Consider the following 17441-nt stretch of genomic DNA (forward strand, 5'->3'; position numbering starts at 1 on the left):
TGTAGGTTATAATAATTACACTGTATAAAATCACATAAAGAGGCGGAGATGGATTTTTCTTTATTACTTGACGGCTTAAATGATAAACAACGAGAAGCAGTGGCAGCCCCTATTGGCAACTATTTAGTTCTAGCAGGGGCTGGTAGTGGGAAAACCCGTGTACTTACCCACCGTATTGCGTGGTTAATTGGCGTTGAAAATATTGCTGAGTCCAATATTCTTGCTGTGACCTTCACTAATAAAGCCGCCACAGAAATGCGTCATCGTATTGAATATACCTTATCGCAATCTAGCGATCACCACTTATTCGGTATGTGGGTCGGTACATTCCATAGCATTGCTAACCGCTTACTTCGCTCTCATTATCTTGATGCCAATCTGCCGCAAGATTTTCAGATTATGGACACTGAAGATCAGCAACGTTTGATTAAACGCTTACTCAAATTGCATAACTTAGATGAGAAGCAGTTTCCACCTAAACAAGTGGCTTGGTTTATCAATGCTCAAAAAGATCAGGGCTTGAGAGCAAAAGATCTCAAACAATCTCACGATGATCCCCACTCACAACAACTCGTTAAATTCTATCAAATCTATCAAGAAGCTAGCGATCGCGCAGGCTTGCTGGACTTCGCTGAACTCTTAATCCGTGCTTATGAATTATTTAAGCATAACCCATTGATTTTACAACGTTATCAACAACGTTTTCAGCATATTCTGATCGATGAATTTCAGGATACCAATAACATTCAATACGATCTTATTCATTTATTGGCTGGAAAAACGGGCAAAGTAATGATCGTGGGTGACGACGACCAATCTATTTACGGCTGGCGTGGCGCTCAAGTGGAAAACATTCAACGCTTCTTAAATGATTATGACAACGCACAAACTATTCGCCTTGAACAAAATTACCGTTCAACAGGACATATTTTAAATTCGGCAAATGCTTTAATTTCAAACAATGACAATCGTTTAGGCAAAAATCTTTGGACAGATAAAGGTGACGGCGATCCCGTTGATATTTATTGTGCATTCAATGAGTTAGATGAAGCTCGCTTTGTCGCTTCACAGATTAAGCAATGGAAAGAAGATGAAGGCGATTTTAATCAATGTGCTGTGCTTTATCGGGGTAATGCCCAATCTCGTGTTATCGAAGAAGCCCTAATTCAAGCCAATATCCCTTATCGAATTTATGGCGGAATGCGGTTCTTTGAACGCCAAGAGATCAAAGATGCCCTAGCCTATTTACGCTTAATCGCTAATCGTCAAGATGATGCCGCTTTTGAACGTGTGGTAAATACACCGCCAAGAGCGATAGGCGATCGCACCCTAGATATTTTGCGCCAGCTTACCCGAACTCGCCAGATCACCTTATGGCAAGCAATCCAAGTGTCTGTTCAAGAAGAACATCTTTCAGGGCGTTCCGCTTCAGCCTTACTCCGCTTTGTTGAGCTAATTAACGCACTTGAACAAGAAACGGAAGAAATGCCATTGTTTGAACAAACGGATTTTGTGATTAAAAAATCTGGGCTTTATGAAATGTATAAGCAAGAAAAAGGGGAAAAAGGCGAAGTTCGTATTGAGAACTTGGAAGAGTTAGTGACCGCAACACGTCAATTTGTAAAACCAGATGAATCAGAAGAGATGAGCGATCTCACCGCTTTCTTAACTCACGCTTCCCTTGAAGCTGGCGAAACACAGGCCTCACCACATCAAGATTATGTGGAATTAATGACCTTACATTCAGCCAAAGGCTTAGAGTTTCCACGCGTGTTTATCGTTGGGGTTGAAGAAGGTATTTTCCCAAGTGGAATGAGCTTCGACGAAGGTCGTTTGCAAGAAGAACGTCGCTTGGCTTATGTCGGCATTACACGCGCGAAGAAAAAACTCACGATCAGCTATGCCGAAAGTCGCCGCTTGTATGGCAAAGAAGAACGCCATTTACCTTCACGTTTTATTGGCGAGCTACCCGATGAGCATATCCGAGAAGTCCGCTTGCGTGGAAGTATTAATCGCCCTGCCACTTTTGCAAAACCACAAGCTAATCCGACCGCTTGTTTACAAGAAGACAATAGTTGGAAAATGGGGCAAAAAGTTCGTCACGAGAAATTTGGGCAAGGAACAATTATCAATGTAGAAGGCAGTGGCGATCATACTCGTCTGCAAATTGCCTTTGTACAGCAAGGGATTAAGTGGTTGATTGCAAAAGTAGCGAAGTTGGAAAAGATGTAAAAAAAATCCCCAACCAAATGGCTGGGGATTTTTTACTTTAATCGTAAATTACTCAGAAACTACGTTGATAGTTACTACTGCATTTACTTCAGCGTGTAAGTGTAATTTCACTTCGTGTTCACCGATAGTGCGTAATGCACCTTCTGGTAAACGAACTTCTGATTTAGTTACTGCTACGCCTGCTGCTGATACTGCTTCAGCGATATCACGCGCACCAACAGAACCGAATAAACGACCGTCATCACCTGCTTTAGAAGTGACTACGATTGCTGCTAAGTTAGCGATTGCTGCTGCACGAGCTTGTGCTGCAGATAATGCTTCTGCTGCTTTCGCTTCTAATTCTGCACAACGTGCCTCAAAGTGAGCAATGTTTGCTGCAGTTGCCATAACTGCTTTACCTTGCGGGATTAAGTAGTTACGCGCAAAACCTGCTTTAACAGTTACTTGGTCACCAACAGTACCAAGTTGAGCAACTTTGTCTAATAAAATAACTTGCATTGTACTCTTCCTCTCTTATTACTGATGATTGTCAGTGTATGGAAGTAACGCAAGGTAGCGAGCGCGTTTGATTGCACGAGCTAATTGACGTTGATACTTCGCACGAGTACCTGTGATACGGCTTGGAACAATTTTGCCGCTTTCTGAAATATAGTTCTTTAATGTAGCGATATCTTTGTAATCGATTTCAACAACATTTTCCGCTGTGAAACGGCAGAACTTACGACGACGGAAATAACGTGCCATTTTGGCTTCTCCTAATCTATAAATTCAATCTGTTCGGTGTGTAAGACTAGTTGATTTAAATCGTTGTAGTCTTTGTGAGTATGGATAAACCCTTTTACTCGAACTTTCCCACCGACCTTCATTTGTTGGGTTATTAAACTAAATTGATTGCCTGCCAAAATCACTTGGATTTTGCACCACGCTTGGCGTTCTAAATTGACTTCTTTTTGTACTGAACGATGTTCTAAATAAAAAGAGTAAGTTGGAATACCTATCGGGCTTAGGCTTTGTTTAATCGTTGTTGCGATAGTACCACTTAAGATTAAACAGTTATCAATAGACGAATTACTCGTCTGCATCCTCAGCTTCAACTTCTTCTACTAAAGCTTCTGGAGCTTTACGCTCATCTTTTGCTTTAAGCATTGGTGATGCTTCTGTTACCGCTGCTTTAGTGTGTAACACTAAGCTACGAAGAACTGCATCGTTGTAACGGAAGTTAGTTTCTAACTCATCGATTACGTTTTGTGGAGCTTCTACATTCATTAACACATAGTGTGCTTTGTGAAGTTTGTTGATTGGGTATGCTAATTGACGACGACCCCAATCTTCTAAGCGATGAACTTGACCGCCTGCTTCTTTAACAGAAGCGGTATAACGCTCGATCATACCAGGTACTTGTTCGCTTTGGTCCGGGTGAACCATAAAAACGATTTCGTAGTGACGCATTGTCGATCCTTACGGGTTAACAGCCTCCAAGGTTGCCAGTCACCAGCGTTGGAAGCAAGGATTAAAAACAGGTGTGACTGAAGCCGTGCATTATACGGATAAATAAAATTCGTACAAGTAAAAGTTAATCTGCATAGCAAAATTAGGCATAAATCTATCCGCTTATGGTGGTTTTTAGCATTAGATGTTAAAAAATTTTTATCCTTTTTTAGTGCAGTAAAAATAGAATAAAAAACTAATTTATCTAAAATATAAGAATAATATTCTTGTTATAGTGCTTTAATTGGCGCTTATAAGTGATTGTATAGATTTTAATACTAAAAATAGGGTTGTTTTATTGGTTTTGGCGTGTTAATTTACACTCTCTTTTCTTTCGGAAACCTTTGGATTTTTGACAATGACAACTCATACTCTAAGAAATAATCCACGCAAAGTGGCGATTGCAGCAATGATCGGGACTGCAATTGAATTTTTTGACTACTACATTTATGCGGCAGCAGCTGTATTAGTATTTAACACACAATTCTTTAACAGCGATGACCCTGTTTCAAATGAATTACTTTCCCTTTCTACATTAGCACTAGCATTCTTCGCTCGCCCAATCGGTTCGGCACTTTTCGGACACTTTGGGGACAAAATCGGACGTAAGAAAACCCTTGTTGCTTCATTATTATTAATGGGCGGTTCAACGGTTACTATCGGCTTATTACCAAACTATGAAAGCATTGGTATCTGGGCAACTATTTTGCTCTGCTTATGTCGTATCGGACAAGGTATCGGTTTAGGCGGTGAATGGGGTGGTGCAGCATTAGTGGCGACTGAAAATGCACCAGATGGTAAACGTGCTTGGTTCGGTACATTCCCACAATTAGGTGCGCCAATTGGCTTATTCTTAGCAAACGCCTCCTTCTTCTTAGTCAGCTACATTTTCGGTGCTGAAGCCTTAGTGGAATGGGCGTGGCGTATTCCGTTTGTTTCATCTATCGTGCTTGTTGCAGTAGGTTTATATGTACGTCTTAGCTTACACGAAAGCCACGTTTTCAGAGAAGCTGAAGCTCAAGGCAAAAAACACGCAGCACCTGTAAGCGAAGTATTTAAAGACCACTTAAAACCGTTGATCATTGGTACATTCATTATGACAGCGACCTATGTGTTGTTCTACATTATGACTGCCTTTGCTCAAATTTACTCAAAAAGTGCACCAACGCTATCACCAGCAGGACACCCAATGGGCCTAGGTATTCCAGCTAACACATTTACAGGATTACTCTTATTAAGTGCAATTGTATTTGGTATCTTCGTTAGCCTGTCAGGGATTTTTGCTGACAAAATCGGTCGCCGTAAATGGTTAATTTATGTGACAACAGGTATCGGCATTTTCGGTTTATTAATGCCTTTCTTCTTAGGAAACGGTACACCAATGACAGTCTTTGCGTTCTTAATCGTAGGTATGGTCTTTATGGGTATGACATTCGGCCCAATGGCGGCATTATTACCAGAATTATTCCCAACTGAAGTACGTTACTCTGGCGCATCACTTGCCTATAACTTAGCATCTATTGTGGGGGCAACGGTTGCTGCAACTTTTGCAATTAAAATTAATGCAGCTTATGGCTTAATCGGCGTGGGGATTTACCTTGCAATTAATGCAGTTATCACATTGATTGCACTCTTTGCGTCAAAAGAAACGAAGAATTTGGATTTGACTGAAGTGTAAATGCTACGAATTGTAAGTTCATTTTTAAGTTTGAAAAATAGTATCCAAAAAGTGGCTTAATCTAAACCATAACCTATTCAATTTCTCTATTTCAGGCTGATATTCCACCATTTTGGCGACACAAGCGGTGGGGTCGAAGCCTGATTTTGCAAAATAGCGAGCCAAGAAAAACGCCTTTTGTTCCGCAGACAGCGGATTGTAATGAAACAGCAAGGCTAATTCTAAAGCAGGATCGGAGATCGCCGCATATTCCCAATCAATCAAAAAGAGTTTTTCATCTTGTTCGACTAAATTTGCAAGATGAATGTCGTGATGGCAAATGGTTTGTTTATAAGGACTAATCTGTTTAAACGGAGGCGTGAAATTGAGACTGTTTTGCATTTTAAGCGGTAAGTTTTGCCATAAAAATTGACAACGTTCGGCAAGATTTAATCTTGTTAAATTTTGCGTAGAACGTACCGCTTGCCAATCAAAGCGATGTAAGCTGGCTAATTGGTCAGCTAATTTAGCGAGTAAAGGTTGGCTAAAATGGCTAGGGGTTTGCCCATTAATCCACGCTAATAAAGCAGAGGTTTCATTAGCATAAATGATCTTAGGAGCGAAGCCGAGTGGCTCAATCAAACGCAAAAAAGCCACTTCTTGTTGGTAATCAATGCCATAATCAGTGGATTGTTGGGTCTGGGAACGTAAAACATAACGTTCGCCATTGGCTAATTCGACCAAATGGCTACAGGCGGTCAGCCCTGCTAATTTTGTGACAGAACTGACCGCTTGTTGTTGCTGTTGTTCAAGCCATTGAAGTGCCATTATCGCTGAAAACGTAAGTAAAAACGGCAGTTTTCACTTTCAGGGGTTGGCTTGTCTAAAGCAATCTCTTGGCGTTGTTTAGGTTCAAGGAACAAATGTTGCCAAGACGATGTTGCTTCACCCTTTAAGGTTTGCGTCACCCCTGTTTTGTCGTACCAAAACAGTTTATGGCTTAAATGCAGAGGGTGTTCACTTTTATTAAACACCACAAGTTCATCCGATTTTGCCACAACGTCCGTTATCTCTGCGACATTGGCTTCGATATTAACAATCGGCGTTGTGCCTGATGGCAGATAGCTAGGCGGATTTGACCCACAAGCGGTCAGAAATACGCTCAATAGTGCAACAAGAGAAAAAGTGTGCTTCATCTTATTTCGCCAACATTTTACCTAACAGCTCACCGCCAACAAGGTGCATATGGATATGGGATACTTCTTGTCCACCGTGTTTATTACAGTTCATGATCAAGCGATAGCCGTCTTCCGCAATGCCTTCTTCTTTGGCAATTTTCGCAGCAACGGTAAATAAACGCCCAAGTGCTTGTTCATCTTCCGCAGTAACGTGATTAACCGTTGGAATAAATTTGTTTGGAATAATTAAAATGTGGGTTTTCGCCTGTGGGGCAATATCACGGAATGCAGTGACAAGCTCATCTTGATACACGATTGCCGCAGGGATTTCTTTACGGATGATTTTGCTGAAAATAGTTTCTTCGTAGTTGGTTAGCATAATGTTTCCTTATATCAGTGTTGTAAGCGGTAGGATTGTCTAACTTTTTTGAGCAATTTGCAAAAATTTCTGCAAATTTGACCGCTTTTATTTCATTTAGGGGCTGTATTAGATTATCAAGTATGTTAGTCTATAAAAATGAAAATAACTAATTGTAAATTAAAGAAATCTACACAAAAAAAGCTCCTTGAATTTTTTGTATTAGAAGTCACAGCTCGTTCGAAAATAAACATTAGCAACAATTTTGTCTACTATGCCCCTTTTTATGCCTTAAATAATAGAAATAGTATTTTCTATCTCTTGTAAAGTCCAATCATTCAGATTCTTCAATGTAATACAGGGCAAGATCACATCTTTCTCAAATTTATGATCTAATACACCTTAATTATCCATATCAAATCAGGTTGTAAAATGAGCGTTTTTCGTTTTTTTGAAAATTTATCCGACCCACGAGCCTATAATCAAAAACACCACTTTTTAGACATCGTTTTTCTCGTCGTCAGTGCCGTGATTTCGGGGGCAAACAGCTGGACTGAAATCAAACTTTTTGGCGAATTACATTTGGATTGGTTGCGAAAATATCGTCCTTTTGAGTGTGGTATTCCTGTCGATGATACTATCGCTCGTGTAATAAAACGCATTAAATGCTTGAGACGTTTGAGGAGGTAAATGCGGAACGTCGTCGAATTGATGAGCGTTACTACCGCAAGCTGAAAGTGAGTGATTGGCTGAGCAAAGCGGAGGAATGGAAGGGGATAAAATCGGTGTTGGAGGTGTGTCGCAAGCGGTCAGATAATGACAAAGAATCGCAAGAAAAAGTCTTTTATATCAGTAGCTTGGATGTTGATATTCAAATATTGACGAAGTACGTGCTAAGGCATTGGGAAGTGGAAAACAAAGCCCATTGGGTGCTAGATGTGGTCTATAAAGAAGACGAATGTGCTGTGACCGATGAATGGGGTGCGGAAAATCTGGCAATCTTGCGTCGATTAGCGTTGAACTTGGCTCGATTACACCCGAAAAAGCAGAGTATGAAAGGGAAATTGACCGCTGCTGGTTGGTCAGATGAATTTCGAGATGAGCTGTTGCTCGGCGTGTAGGTTGAAAAATGGACAACATATGCGGTTGCCCTGGAGGAAATTTCAAAATGTGAACGAAATAGTCGCGTTATTTTTCGTGATATGGTATTGGCACTACAAAGGGCACACTATAAATGCCCGAAAATAATCATAGGAACGCCACGCTTGGCGTTCCTAGTTATCGCTTGAGTTAGGTTGTTTTGCTAATAATAAGAATGTTCACCGTGTTGATGTTCAGTCACATCTTTCACGCCAACTAATTCTTCTGGGAAAAGAGCAAGCAACTGTTTTTCAATGCCTTCTTTTAAGGTAACATCTACCATTGAACAGCCGTTACAACCACCGCCAAATTGCAATACTGCATATTTATCTTCAGTGACTTCAATTAAGGTTACACGTCCGCCGTGGCTTGCCAGTTGTGGATTGATTTGGGTCTGAATCACATAGTCTAAGCGCTCAATAAAAGGTGCGTCATCTGCCACTTTTTTCATTTTGGCATTTGGGGCTTTTAAAGTGAGCTGTGAACCCATTGGATCGGTAACATAGTCAATTTCGGCATCTTCAAGGAAAGGAAGGCTGATTTCGTCAATAAATGCAGAAAATTGTTCAAATTTGATTTCAGTATCCGTTTCTTCTACGGCATTAACAGGGCAGTAAGATACACCACATTCAGCACTTGGTGTGCCAGGATTAACCACAAAAATGCGGATATTTGTGCCTTCTTCTTGTTGATCAAGTAATTTGCGGAAGTGGTTTTGTGCAACGTCTGAGATTGTAATGTTCATCATTTTATCCATTTATGAAAACTAAACTGTTTGCTATTTTATCCCTATCCTGATTTTTTGACTAGCATCAAATTTATTAAAAATGAATTTAGGAAGTGTCTGTTTTTCATTCATTTTGTCAGGGAATAAAGAGTAAAATTTGATGTATTTCAAAGTTTCTTAGGCTAAATGTTAAAAAAATGTAGTAAAACTAGCAATAAAAGTGTGTTTTCAGGTAGAATACCTTGTTTATTTTTATCTTGGAAAAACAAGGTAAAGCCCAATTTGAGAACTTAATGTAGCGAACAAATATAAGTGGGGGAATCAACGTTTATGTTTGCTTTTAGCTACGCTCAATGTAGCGATTGCAGTTTCTGCAATCATTCTTTTTAACCCAACTAAAAGTAGTGCAAACAATATGATTACAATTAAACAAGGCTTAGATCTTCCTATTGCGGGGAAACCTGAGCAAGTAATCCATAACGGTAATACCGTTAATGAAGTTGCTGTGCTTGGCGAAGAATATGTGGGTATGCGCCCTTCTATGAAGGTGCGTGAAGGTGATGTGGTGAAAAAAGGTCAGGTTCTTTTTGAAGATAAGAAGAATGCTGGCGTGGTTTTCACCGCTCCTGCAAGCGGTACGATTGTTGCAATCAATCGCGGTGAGAAACGTGTTCTTCAATCCGTTGTGATTAAAGTTGAAGGTGATGAACAGGTAACTTTCGAGCGTTATAACGCTTCTGAGTTAAGTTCATTAACAGCTGACCAAGTGAAGCAAAATTTAGTTAATTCGGGTTTATGGACTGCGTTCCGTACTCGTCCATTCAGTAAAGTTCCTGCGTTAGATGCAGTGCCATCTTCTATTTTCGTTAATGCGATGGATACAAATCCATTAGCGACTGATCCTGAAGTGGTATTAAATGAACATAAACAAGATTTTGTTGATGGTTTAACGGTGTTAAGCCGTTTATTTGATGGACAAAAAACAATCCATTTATGTCGTGCACCAGATAGTAATATCCCAACGGCTGAAGTGGCTAATGTGAAAGTAACTTCTTTCGCTGGTCCACACCCAGCAGGTTTGAGTGGTACGCATATTCACTTTATCGATCCTGTTTCTGCGACGAAAAGTGTGTGGTATTTGAACTATCAAGATGTGATTGCTATCGGTAAATTATTTACGACAGGGGAATTATACACAGATCGTGTGGTTTCGTTAGCTGGTCCTCAAGTGAAAAAACCTCGCTTAGTGCGTACACAACTTGGTGCAAACCTTTCTCAATTAACTGCAGGTGAACTAGCAGAGGGTGAAAACCGTGTGATTTCAGGCTCTGTGTTAAGCGGTGCGAAAGCAGTTGGTGTTCACGATTATTTAGGTCGTTATGCATTACAGGTGTCTGTGATTGCAGAAGGTCGTGAGCAAGAGTTCTTAGGTATGATTGCTCCATATTCACACAAATTCTCTATTACTCGTACTGTGTTAGGTGCGTTTAGCAAGAAATTGTTTAACTTTACCACCGCTGTTAATGGTAGTGAGCGTGCAATGGTGCCAATCGGCTCTTATGAGCGTGTCATGCCGTTAGATATTTTACCAACATTGTTGTTGCGCGATTTAGCATCTGGCGATACGGATTCTGCTCAAGCATTAGGTTGCTTAGAGTTAGATGAAGAAGATTTAGCGTTATGTACCTTTGTCTGCCCAGGTAAAAATAACTACGCACCAATGTTGCGTGCAGCGTTAGATAAGATCGAGAAGGAAGGTTAATCAAATGGCTTTAAAAGATCTTTTCCATAAAATGGAACCGGCTTTCCAGAAAGGTGGAAAGTATGAGAAATTCTATATTCTGTTTGAAGCAGCTTATACGATTTTCTATACACCGGGTACAGTAACTCAAAAAGATGCTCACGTACGTGACGCAATTGACTCCAAGCGTATGATGTTAATCGTATGGTTAGCATTGTTCCCAGCTATGTTCTACGGTATGTATAACGTGGGTGCGCAATCAATCCTTGCATTAGGCGTCGGTGACTTTACTCAAAATGTAGCTCAAAACGTGGCAAATGACTGGCACTTTGCCTTAGCAAATGCATTCGGTGTGTTATCACAAGATGCTGGCGTATTTGGCAAAATGTTAATCGGTGCGATCTTCTTCCTACCAATCTACTTAACCATTTTTGCAGTAGGTGGTTTCTGGGAAGTGTTATTCGCAATGGTGCGTAAACATGAAATCAATGAAGGTTTCTTCGTTACTTCTATCCTTTTAGCATTAATCGTTCCACCAACATTACCATTATGGCAAGCAGCATTAGCAACAACCTTTGGTGTTGTGGTTGCAAAAGAAGTCTTTGGTGGTGTAGGTAAAAACTTTATGAACCCAGCGTTAGCAGGTCGTGCGTTCTTATTCTTCGCATACCCAGCACAAATTTCGGGCGACTTAGTTTGGACTGCAGCAGATGGCTTCTCAGGTGCAACAGCACTTTCTCAATGGGCAGTCGGCGGTCAAGCTGCACTTAAACACGTTGCAACAGGCGAAACTATTACTTGGATGGACGCATTCTTAGGTAATATTCCTGGTTCTATCGGTGAAGTATCAACTGTCGCATTAATGATCGGTGCTGCGATTATTGTATTTGCTCGCATTGCGTCTTGGCGAATCATTGCTGGTGTAATGATCGGTATGGCATCAATGGCAACGGTATTCAACCTAATCGGTTCAGATACTAACCCATTATTCTCTATGCCGTGGCACTGGCACTTAGTGTTAGGTGGTTTCGCAATCGGTATGTTCTTTATGGCAACCGACCCTGTATCTGCAGCCTTTACCAATAAAGGTAAATGGTGGTACGGTATCTTAATCGGGGTGATGTGTGTGATTATTCGTGTAGCAAACCCAGCGTACCCAGAAGGTATGATGTTAGCGATTTTATTTGCTAACTTGTTTGCTCCAATCTTCGACTACTTCGTGGTTCAGGCTAACATCAAACGTAGGAAGGCACGCAATGGCTAAGTTTAATAAAGATAGCATTGGCGGAACACTTACCGTCGTGGTTTTATTAAGTTTAATCTGTTCTCTTATCGTGGCAGGTTCTGCGGTGTTGTTAAAATCGGCACAGGAAGAACAAAAAGCCCTTGATAAACAGAAAAACATTTTAAGTGTTGCTGGTTTATTACCTGAAGGCACGAAGAAAAGCGAAATTAAAGATATTTATGTGAAAAACATCGAATCTAAAATCGTTGATCTTGCCACAGGTGATTATGTTGAAGGCGTAGCGAATTTTGATGCAAAAGCAGCTGCAAAAGATCCAGCTCAAAGTATCGCTATCAATCCAGCAGACGATAAAGCAGATATCAAAGTTCGTGCAAAATATGCAGAAATTTACCTTGTAAAAGATACAAATGGACAAGTAAATCAAATCGTACTTCCATTCTACGGAACAGGTTTATGGTCTGTAATGTATGGCTTTGTCTCTGTTGAGCCAGATGGCAATACAATCAAAGGTATCACTTACTACGAACAAGGTGAAACACCAGGACTTGGTGGTGAAATTGAAAACAAACGTTGGCAACAAAACTTCGTGGGCAAAAAATTACAAAATGCTCAGGGTGAATCTGCAATTCGCATTGCAAAAGGTGCTTCAGCTGATAAAGATCACGGTATTGATGGCTTATCAGGTGCAACACTCACCTCTAACGGTGTTGATGGTTCATTCAAATACTGGTTTGGTGCGAACGGCTTTGGTCCATATTTAGCGAAATTAAAAGCGGGGACTAACTAATGGCAAGCAATAAACTTAAAGATCTCTTGTTATCACCTGTTGTGAATAACAACCCGATTGCATTGCAAATTCTAGGTATCTGTTCTGCACTAGCGGTAACAACCAAGCTAGAAACTGCGGTGGTAATGGGTATTGCAGTAAGCTTTGTAACAGGCTTTTCAAGTATGTTCATTGCGATGATTCGTAACTATATCCCAAATAGTATTCGTATCATTGTACAAATGGCGATTATCGCATCGCTTGTAATTCTCGTGGATCAGTTATTGCGTGCTTATGCTTACGATCTTTCTAAACAGCTCTCGGTATTTGTTGGTTTAATTATTACTAACTGTATCGTAATGGGACGTGCGGAAGCCTTTGCAATGAAATCTGGCCCAGTAGAAAGTTTTGTTGATGGTATCGGTAACGGTTTAGGCTACGGTGCAATCCTTGTGATTGTTGCGTTCATTCGTGAGTTAATCGGTTCAGGCAAACTCTTTGGTATTACGGTATTCCAAACTGTTCAAGATGGCGGTTGGTATCAAGCAAATGGTTTATTCTTATTAGCACCAAGTGCGTTCTTTATTATCGGCTTCTTAATTTGGGGCTTAAGAACTTGGAAACCAGAGCAAGTGGAGAAATAAGATGGAACATTATTTAAGTCTATTTGTTAAGTCCATATTTATTGAAAATATGGCACTTTCTTTCTTCCTTGGTATGTGTACATTCCTTGCGGTATCTAAGAAAGTTTCAACAGCATTTGGTTTAGGTATTGCGGTAATCGTTGTACTAGGTATTGCAGTTCCAGCTAACCAAATTGTTTACGAGAACATCTTAAAAGATGGTTCATTAGTGGAAGGGGTTGATTTAACTTTCCTTAACTTTATCACCTTTATCGGTGTTATCGCTGCACTAGTGCAAATTCTCGAAATGATTTTGGATAAGTTTTTCCCTGCACTATATAGTGCATTAGGTATCTTCTTACCACTTATTACCGTAAACTGTGCGATCTTCGGTGCTGTATCATTTATGGTTCAACGCGAATATAACTTCGCTGAATCTGTGGTATATGGTATCGGTGCAGGTACAGGCTGGATGTTGGCAATTGTGGCATTAGCTGGTATTACAGAAAAAATGAAATACTCTGACGTACCTGCTGGCTTAAAAGGTTTAGGTATTACCTTTATCACCGCAGGCTTAATGGCACTTGGCTTTATGTCTTTCTCAGGCATTCAATTATAAGGAGCGTATCGAATGGATAATTTTATTTTCGGTATCGTGGTATTTACTGCCCTTGTATTAATGCTTGCAGTACTTATCCTTGTAGCTAAATCAAAATTAGTGGACTCAGGTGACATCACGATTTCTATCAATGATGATCCAGAAAAAGCAATTACCTTGCCAGCTGGCGGTAAATTACTTGGTGCTTTAGCAAGTAAAGGTATCTTCGTTTCATCCGCGTGTGGCGGTGGTGGCTCTTGTGGTCAGTGTATCGTTAAAGTAAAAACCGGTGGTGGCGAGATTCTTCCAACTGAGCTTTCACACATCACAAAACGTGAAGCAAAAGAAGGTTATCGTCTAGCGTGTCAAGTTAATGTGAAAAGCAGTATGGAAGTGGAGCTTCCAGAAGAGATCTTTGGTGTGAAAAAATGGGAATGTACTGTTATCTCTAATGATAACAAAGCAACCTTCATCAAAGAGCTTAAACTTCAAATTCCAGAAGGCGAAGAAGTACCATTCCGTGCAGGTGGCTATATTCAGATCGAAGCACCTGCTCACACTGTGAGATATGAAGATTACAAAGCGTTAATCGACGAAGAATATCACGAAGACTGGAACAAATTTAACCTATGGCGTTATGTGTCTAAAGTGGACGAGCCAATTATCCGTGCGTACTCAATGGCTTCATATCCAGAAGAGAAAGGCATTATTATGCTTAACGTGCGTATTGCAACTCCGCCACCAAATAACCCAGATGTACCGCCAGGTCAAATGTCTTCATATATTTGGTCACTCAAACCAGGTGATAAAGTCACAATTTCTGGCCCATTTGGTGAGTTCTTCGCTAAAGATACTGATGCAGAAATGGTCTTCATCGGTGGTGGTGCAGGTATGGCACCAATGCGCTCACACATTTTCGACCAGTTAAAACGTCTGAAATCTAAACGTAAAATGACCTTCTGGTATGGTGCTCGTTCTAAACGTGAAATGTTCTATGTAGAAGATTTCGACGGCTTACAAGCAGAGAACGACAACTTCAAATGGTATGTGGCACTTTCTGATCCACAACCAGGCGATAACTGGGATGGTTACACTGGCTTTATTCACAATGTGCTTTATGAAAACTACTTAAAAGATCACGAAGCACCAGAAGATTGTGAATACTATATGTGTGGTCCACCAATTATGAATGCTTCTGTGATCAAGATGTTAAAAGATCTTGGTGTAGAAGATGAAAACATCTTATTAGATGATTTCGGTGGCTAATCAGCTATAATCAAGCGGTCGGATTTGCAAAAAAATATGCGGATCTGACCGCTTAAGATTTATAGGAAAGTAACAAAAAGATGGAAACATTAGATATTTCGGCACTTGAAAAAGCCTTTGTTTCTCTGCAAAAAACGATTACTCACTTAGATAATCAAGAATGGTTTAATGCTCAAGATCCAATTATCCAAGATACGCTTATTGCAGGAGCAATTCAAAAATTTGAGTTTGTCTATGAATTATCAATTAAAATGATGAAGCGTCAGCTGAAAAGTATTGCTTCCAATGATACTGATATAGACAGCACAGAATTTAGAGATATTTTACGTCTATCGGCTCAATTTGGTTTAATTGAGAACCCTGAAGAATGGTTAGATTTTCGTAAAATGAGAAATATCACATCACATACTTATGATGAAAATAAGGCTATGCAAGTATATCTAGACATTAGTCATTTCCTAGTAAGCAGCCACTATCTTCTCTCTCAACTTCAAAAACGTAGCCAATGATAGATTTAACCGAACAACAGTTACACCTTGTTCAAAGCATTCTAGCAACACATTTACCGAATATTCCCGTATGGGTATTTGGCTCAAGAATTAAAGGAACGGCAAAGCGATTTTCCGATCTTGACCTTGCATTGATTACCGATACCCCCTTAACAATTCACCAACAAGCTCAGCTTGAACTGGCTTTTTCAGACTCAGATTTGCCATTTAAAGTAGATTTAATTGACTGGGCAAGTTGTAGTGACAGCTTCAAACAAATTATTTTACAGAAGTATGAGGTTTTGCCTTGTCTTTAGCGATTATTCTGGTCTATAAAGAAAAATGGAAAAGCTGAAAATAGCATTAAAAGAAATGCAGTAATAGTCGCATCTTCAGTACGGTAACTGCCTAATTGTTGGTAAAGCAAATAAGGTAAGGTGCTAAAGTCAGGGCTACCAAAAAAGGCAATCACGGAAAAATTGCCTAGACTTGCCGACATTGATAGGGCAAAAGCATTGATAAGCGGTCGGATAAGATAATTTTTTTCCACAATCCACCAACGGCGAAGCCCCGTTAATCCCAAACTACGAGCCAACTTATCGTGAGAAACTAAGGCTTCCCACATTGCTGAAAACAACAAGCGATAGATATAAGGCAGTAACATCAAACCGTTACAAATTCCCACCAACAATAGTAGTTGCCAAGTGGTTAATTGCACATTGATCAGCAGTAAAAATAGCCCAACGGCTAACATAAATATCGGCAAAATCAGGGGATAAGTACTCACACCTGCGAGAATGCTTTGCTTGATTTTCTGTTTATGATAAGCAAGCTGGCGAGTTTCAAGGGCGAGTAGATAAGCAATGCCGATCACAAAGCAAGATGCGATAAGACTTAATAACAGCGAATAGCTTGCCGATTGCCAAAGTGTTGGCGAAAAGAGCCGTTGCCAAAAGTTTGATACTGAAATGGCGGTCCAAACTACATTTGCAAGCGGTAATAAAATGGTAAAAATTGCCCCGAAAAGCACCGCTTGTAGTAGCCATTTTTCCTTACCTTTAGGCTGTGCCGTCCAGATGTCAATCGATACAGACTGTGTTTTCACTCGCTGAAAATTAAAGCGTGTCACCCAATCCATTATCAGTTGTAAGCCAATCCCCACAAGGATTTGCACCATAATTAACATCACCGCTTTCGCAAAATCAAACTCAAAAGTCACCGCTTGGTAAATCGCCACTTCAAGCGTACTGTATTTAGGCCCCCCCCCTAACATTAATACAATTGGGAAGCTGGTAAAACAGAGCAGGAAAACCGTCGCATAGGCATAGGGCAAAATGCCTTTTAATATCGGCAATTCAACAATCCTAAAATAGTGCCACCCAGACAGATTGAGCTGGTTCGCCAGTTGGTGCTGATGTGTTGGAATAAGATGTAGCCCTTCAAGGCAATACTTTGCGACAAGGGGAATGTTCAAAAACAGATGAGCCAACACAATCCCTTGTAAACCATACAGGGAAAAATCCCACGACAATCCCACCGCTTGAGCGAGATGGGCTATCCAACCTGAATTTCCCCAAACCCCGATTAATGCAAAAATCACTACCAACGAAGGCAGAGCCCACGCAAAGGAAATCAGCTTATAGAGCAAGGTTTTGCTCCGAAAACGTAGGTAGAAAAAGCTACGAGCCAACAAAACACCAAACAGCAAAGATAAACTCGCCGACAGCGTTGCTTGCAAGGTGCTGTATTTTAAAATTTGCCACGTTTCTTGCCACGACCAAAAGGTTTCATCGGCACTATGTTCAAATAATGCCCAGAAACTGAACGTATAGAGTGAGAGCAAGCCAACATAGCTTGCCCAAGCGGAAAATTGGGTGAGTTTTCGGGACATTTATATCTCGTTGATAATATTCTGCTGTCATCTAAGTAGGCA

18 protein-coding genes and 3 pseudogenes are annotated in these 17441 nt (G+C 40.4%); 12 read left to right on the forward strand and 9 right to left on the reverse strand.

Going from position 1 to position 17441, the window contains the following annotated elements; genetic code table 11:
• The first annotated feature begins 48 nt into the window (after positions 1–48).
• A complete protein-coding gene (gene uvrD, locus B0183_RS02060; protein WP_078208253.1) occupies positions 49–2232 on the forward strand; it encodes a DNA helicase II in 2184 nt (727 codons plus the stop codon).
• A gap of 48 nt (positions 2233–2280) precedes the next feature.
• Here the strand turns inward: uvrD and rplI are convergent, their stop codons facing one another.
• The 4 genes and pseudogenes from rplI to rpsF all read right to left on the reverse strand — a co-directional run bounded on the left by rplI (position 2281) and on the right by rpsF (position 3681).
• Positions 2281–2730 (reverse strand): 50S ribosomal protein L9, encoded by a 450-nt coding sequence (rplI, locus tag B0183_RS02065; protein WP_078208254.1) that lies wholly within the window; start codon positions 2728–2730, stop codon positions 2281–2283.
• Positions 2731–2748: 18 nt separating this feature from the next.
• A complete protein-coding gene (gene rpsR / locus B0183_RS02070; protein WP_005598105.1) occupies positions 2749–2976 on the reverse strand; it encodes a 30S ribosomal protein S18 in 228 nt (75 codons plus the stop codon).
• Positions 2951–3314: pseudogene (gene priB, locus B0183_RS02075) on the reverse strand (primosomal replication protein N). Before priB ends, rpsR begins: the two are co-directional and overlap by 26 nt.
• Positions 3301–3681 (reverse strand): 30S ribosomal protein S6, encoded by a 381-nt coding sequence (rpsF, locus tag B0183_RS02080; protein WP_005712013.1) that lies wholly within the window; start codon positions 3679–3681, stop codon positions 3301–3303. Before rpsF ends, priB begins: the two are co-directional and overlap by 14 nt.
• A 397-nt stretch (positions 3682–4078) precedes the next feature.
• Between rpsF and B0183_RS02085 the strand changes: the two genes are divergently transcribed.
• Positions 4079–5398: an MFS transporter gene (locus tag B0183_RS02085; RefSeq protein WP_016527595.1), complete on the forward strand. Its 1320-nt coding sequence runs from the start codon at positions 4079–4081 to the stop codon at positions 5396–5398.
• Between the two features lie 24 nt (positions 5399–5422).
• Here B0183_RS02085 and B0183_RS02090 read toward each other — a convergent pair whose 3' ends face one another.
• From B0183_RS02090 to hinT, 3 genes are read right to left on the reverse strand one after another with little or no spacing between them, the layout of a single operon-like run.
• Positions 5423–6205 carry a choline/ethanolamine kinase family protein gene (locus B0183_RS02090; protein WP_021109806.1) on the reverse strand — a complete coding sequence of 261 codons (783 nt, stop codon included), beginning with the start codon at positions 6203–6205 and terminating at the stop codon, positions 5423–5425.
• Entirely contained in the window at positions 6205–6573 is a 369-nt protein-coding gene (locus B0183_RS02095; protein ID WP_078208255.1) for a YcfL family protein, read from the reverse strand. The genes B0183_RS02090 and B0183_RS02095 overlap by 1 nt, the downstream gene beginning before the upstream one ends.
• A gap of 1 nt (position 6574) precedes the next feature.
• Positions 6575–6934, reverse strand: coding sequence for a purine nucleoside phosphoramidase (gene hinT / locus B0183_RS02100; RefSeq protein ID WP_078208256.1), 360 nt, complete (start codon positions 6932–6934; stop codon positions 6575–6577).
• Between the two features lie 138 nt (positions 6935–7072).
• Between hinT and B0183_RS11890 the strand changes: the two are divergent.
• Positions 7073–7168, forward strand: a pseudogene (locus tag B0183_RS11890) (IS1595 family transposase); the annotation flags it as partial.
• Between the two features lie 177 nt (positions 7169–7345).
• A pseudogene (locus tag B0183_RS02105) lies at positions 7346–8034 on the forward strand (ISAs1 family transposase).
• 182 nt (positions 8035–8216) lie between these two features.
• On the opposite strand, the gene nfuA reads toward B0183_RS02105, so the two are convergent.
• Complete coding sequence (gene nfuA, locus B0183_RS02110; protein ID WP_021113932.1) at positions 8217–8801, reverse strand: Fe-S biogenesis protein NfuA; 585 nt, start codon at positions 8799–8801, stop codon at positions 8217–8219.
• Positions 8802–9195: 394 nt separating this feature from the next.
• On the opposite strand from nfuA, the gene B0183_RS02115 reads away from it, so the two are divergent.
• The 8 genes from B0183_RS02115 (at position 9196) to B0183_RS02150 (ending at position 15825) form a co-directional block, all read left to right on the forward strand.
• Positions 9196–10542 (forward strand): Na(+)-translocating NADH-quinone reductase subunit A, encoded by a 1347-nt coding sequence (locus tag B0183_RS02115; protein WP_062924497.1) that lies wholly within the window; start codon positions 9196–9198, stop codon positions 10540–10542.
• A 4-nt stretch (positions 10543–10546) separates the two neighbouring features.
• Positions 10547–11785, forward strand: a complete 1239-nt coding sequence (locus B0183_RS02120; RefSeq protein ID WP_075604764.1) for an NADH:ubiquinone reductase (Na(+)-transporting) subunit B — start codon at positions 10547–10549, stop codon at positions 11783–11785.
• Positions 11778–12554 carry a Na(+)-translocating NADH-quinone reductase subunit C gene (locus B0183_RS02125; RefSeq protein ID WP_010786253.1) on the forward strand — a complete coding sequence of 259 codons (777 nt, stop codon included), beginning with the start codon at positions 11778–11780 and terminating at the stop codon, positions 12552–12554. The genes B0183_RS02120 and B0183_RS02125 overlap by 8 nt, the downstream gene beginning before the upstream one ends.
• Positions 12554–13177, forward strand: coding sequence for an NADH:ubiquinone reductase (Na(+)-transporting) subunit D (locus B0183_RS02130; protein ID WP_021117273.1), 624 nt, complete (start codon positions 12554–12556; stop codon positions 13175–13177). Before B0183_RS02125 ends, B0183_RS02130 begins: the two co-directional genes overlap by 1 nt.
• A 1-nt stretch (position 13178) precedes the next feature.
• On the forward strand, positions 13179–13775 hold the full coding sequence (gene nqrE / locus B0183_RS02135; protein WP_021111072.1) for an NADH:ubiquinone reductase (Na(+)-transporting) subunit E: 597 nt from the start codon (positions 13179–13181) through the stop codon (positions 13773–13775).
• A gap of 12 nt (positions 13776–13787) precedes the next feature.
• Entirely contained in the window at positions 13788–15020 is a 1233-nt protein-coding gene (gene nqrF, locus B0183_RS02140; RefSeq protein WP_021111073.1) for an NADH:ubiquinone reductase (Na(+)-transporting) subunit F, read from the forward strand.
• Positions 15021–15100: 80 nt separating this feature from the next.
• Complete coding sequence (locus B0183_RS02145; protein WP_021117274.1) at positions 15101–15529, forward strand: nucleotidyltransferase substrate binding protein; 429 nt, start codon at positions 15101–15103, stop codon at positions 15527–15529.
• Complete coding sequence (locus B0183_RS02150) at positions 15526–15825, forward strand: nucleotidyltransferase family protein (RefSeq protein ID WP_035493284.1); 300 nt, start codon at positions 15526–15528, stop codon at positions 15823–15825. Before B0183_RS02145 ends, B0183_RS02150 begins: the two co-directional genes overlap by 4 nt.
• Here the strand turns inward: B0183_RS02150 and thiP are convergent.
• Positions 15822–17399 (reverse strand): thiamine/thiamine pyrophosphate ABC transporter permease ThiP, encoded by a 1578-nt coding sequence (gene thiP, locus B0183_RS02155; RefSeq protein WP_021113385.1) that lies wholly within the window; start codon positions 17397–17399, stop codon positions 15822–15824. The genes B0183_RS02150 and thiP overlap by 4 nt on opposite strands.
• Positions 17400–17441 lie beyond the last annotated feature (42 nt).

Origin of the sequence: Glaesserella parasuis (genome assembly GCF_002015085.1) — a bacterium.
Lineage (GTDB): Bacteria > Pseudomonadota > Gammaproteobacteria > Enterobacterales > Pasteurellaceae > Glaesserella > Glaesserella parasuis.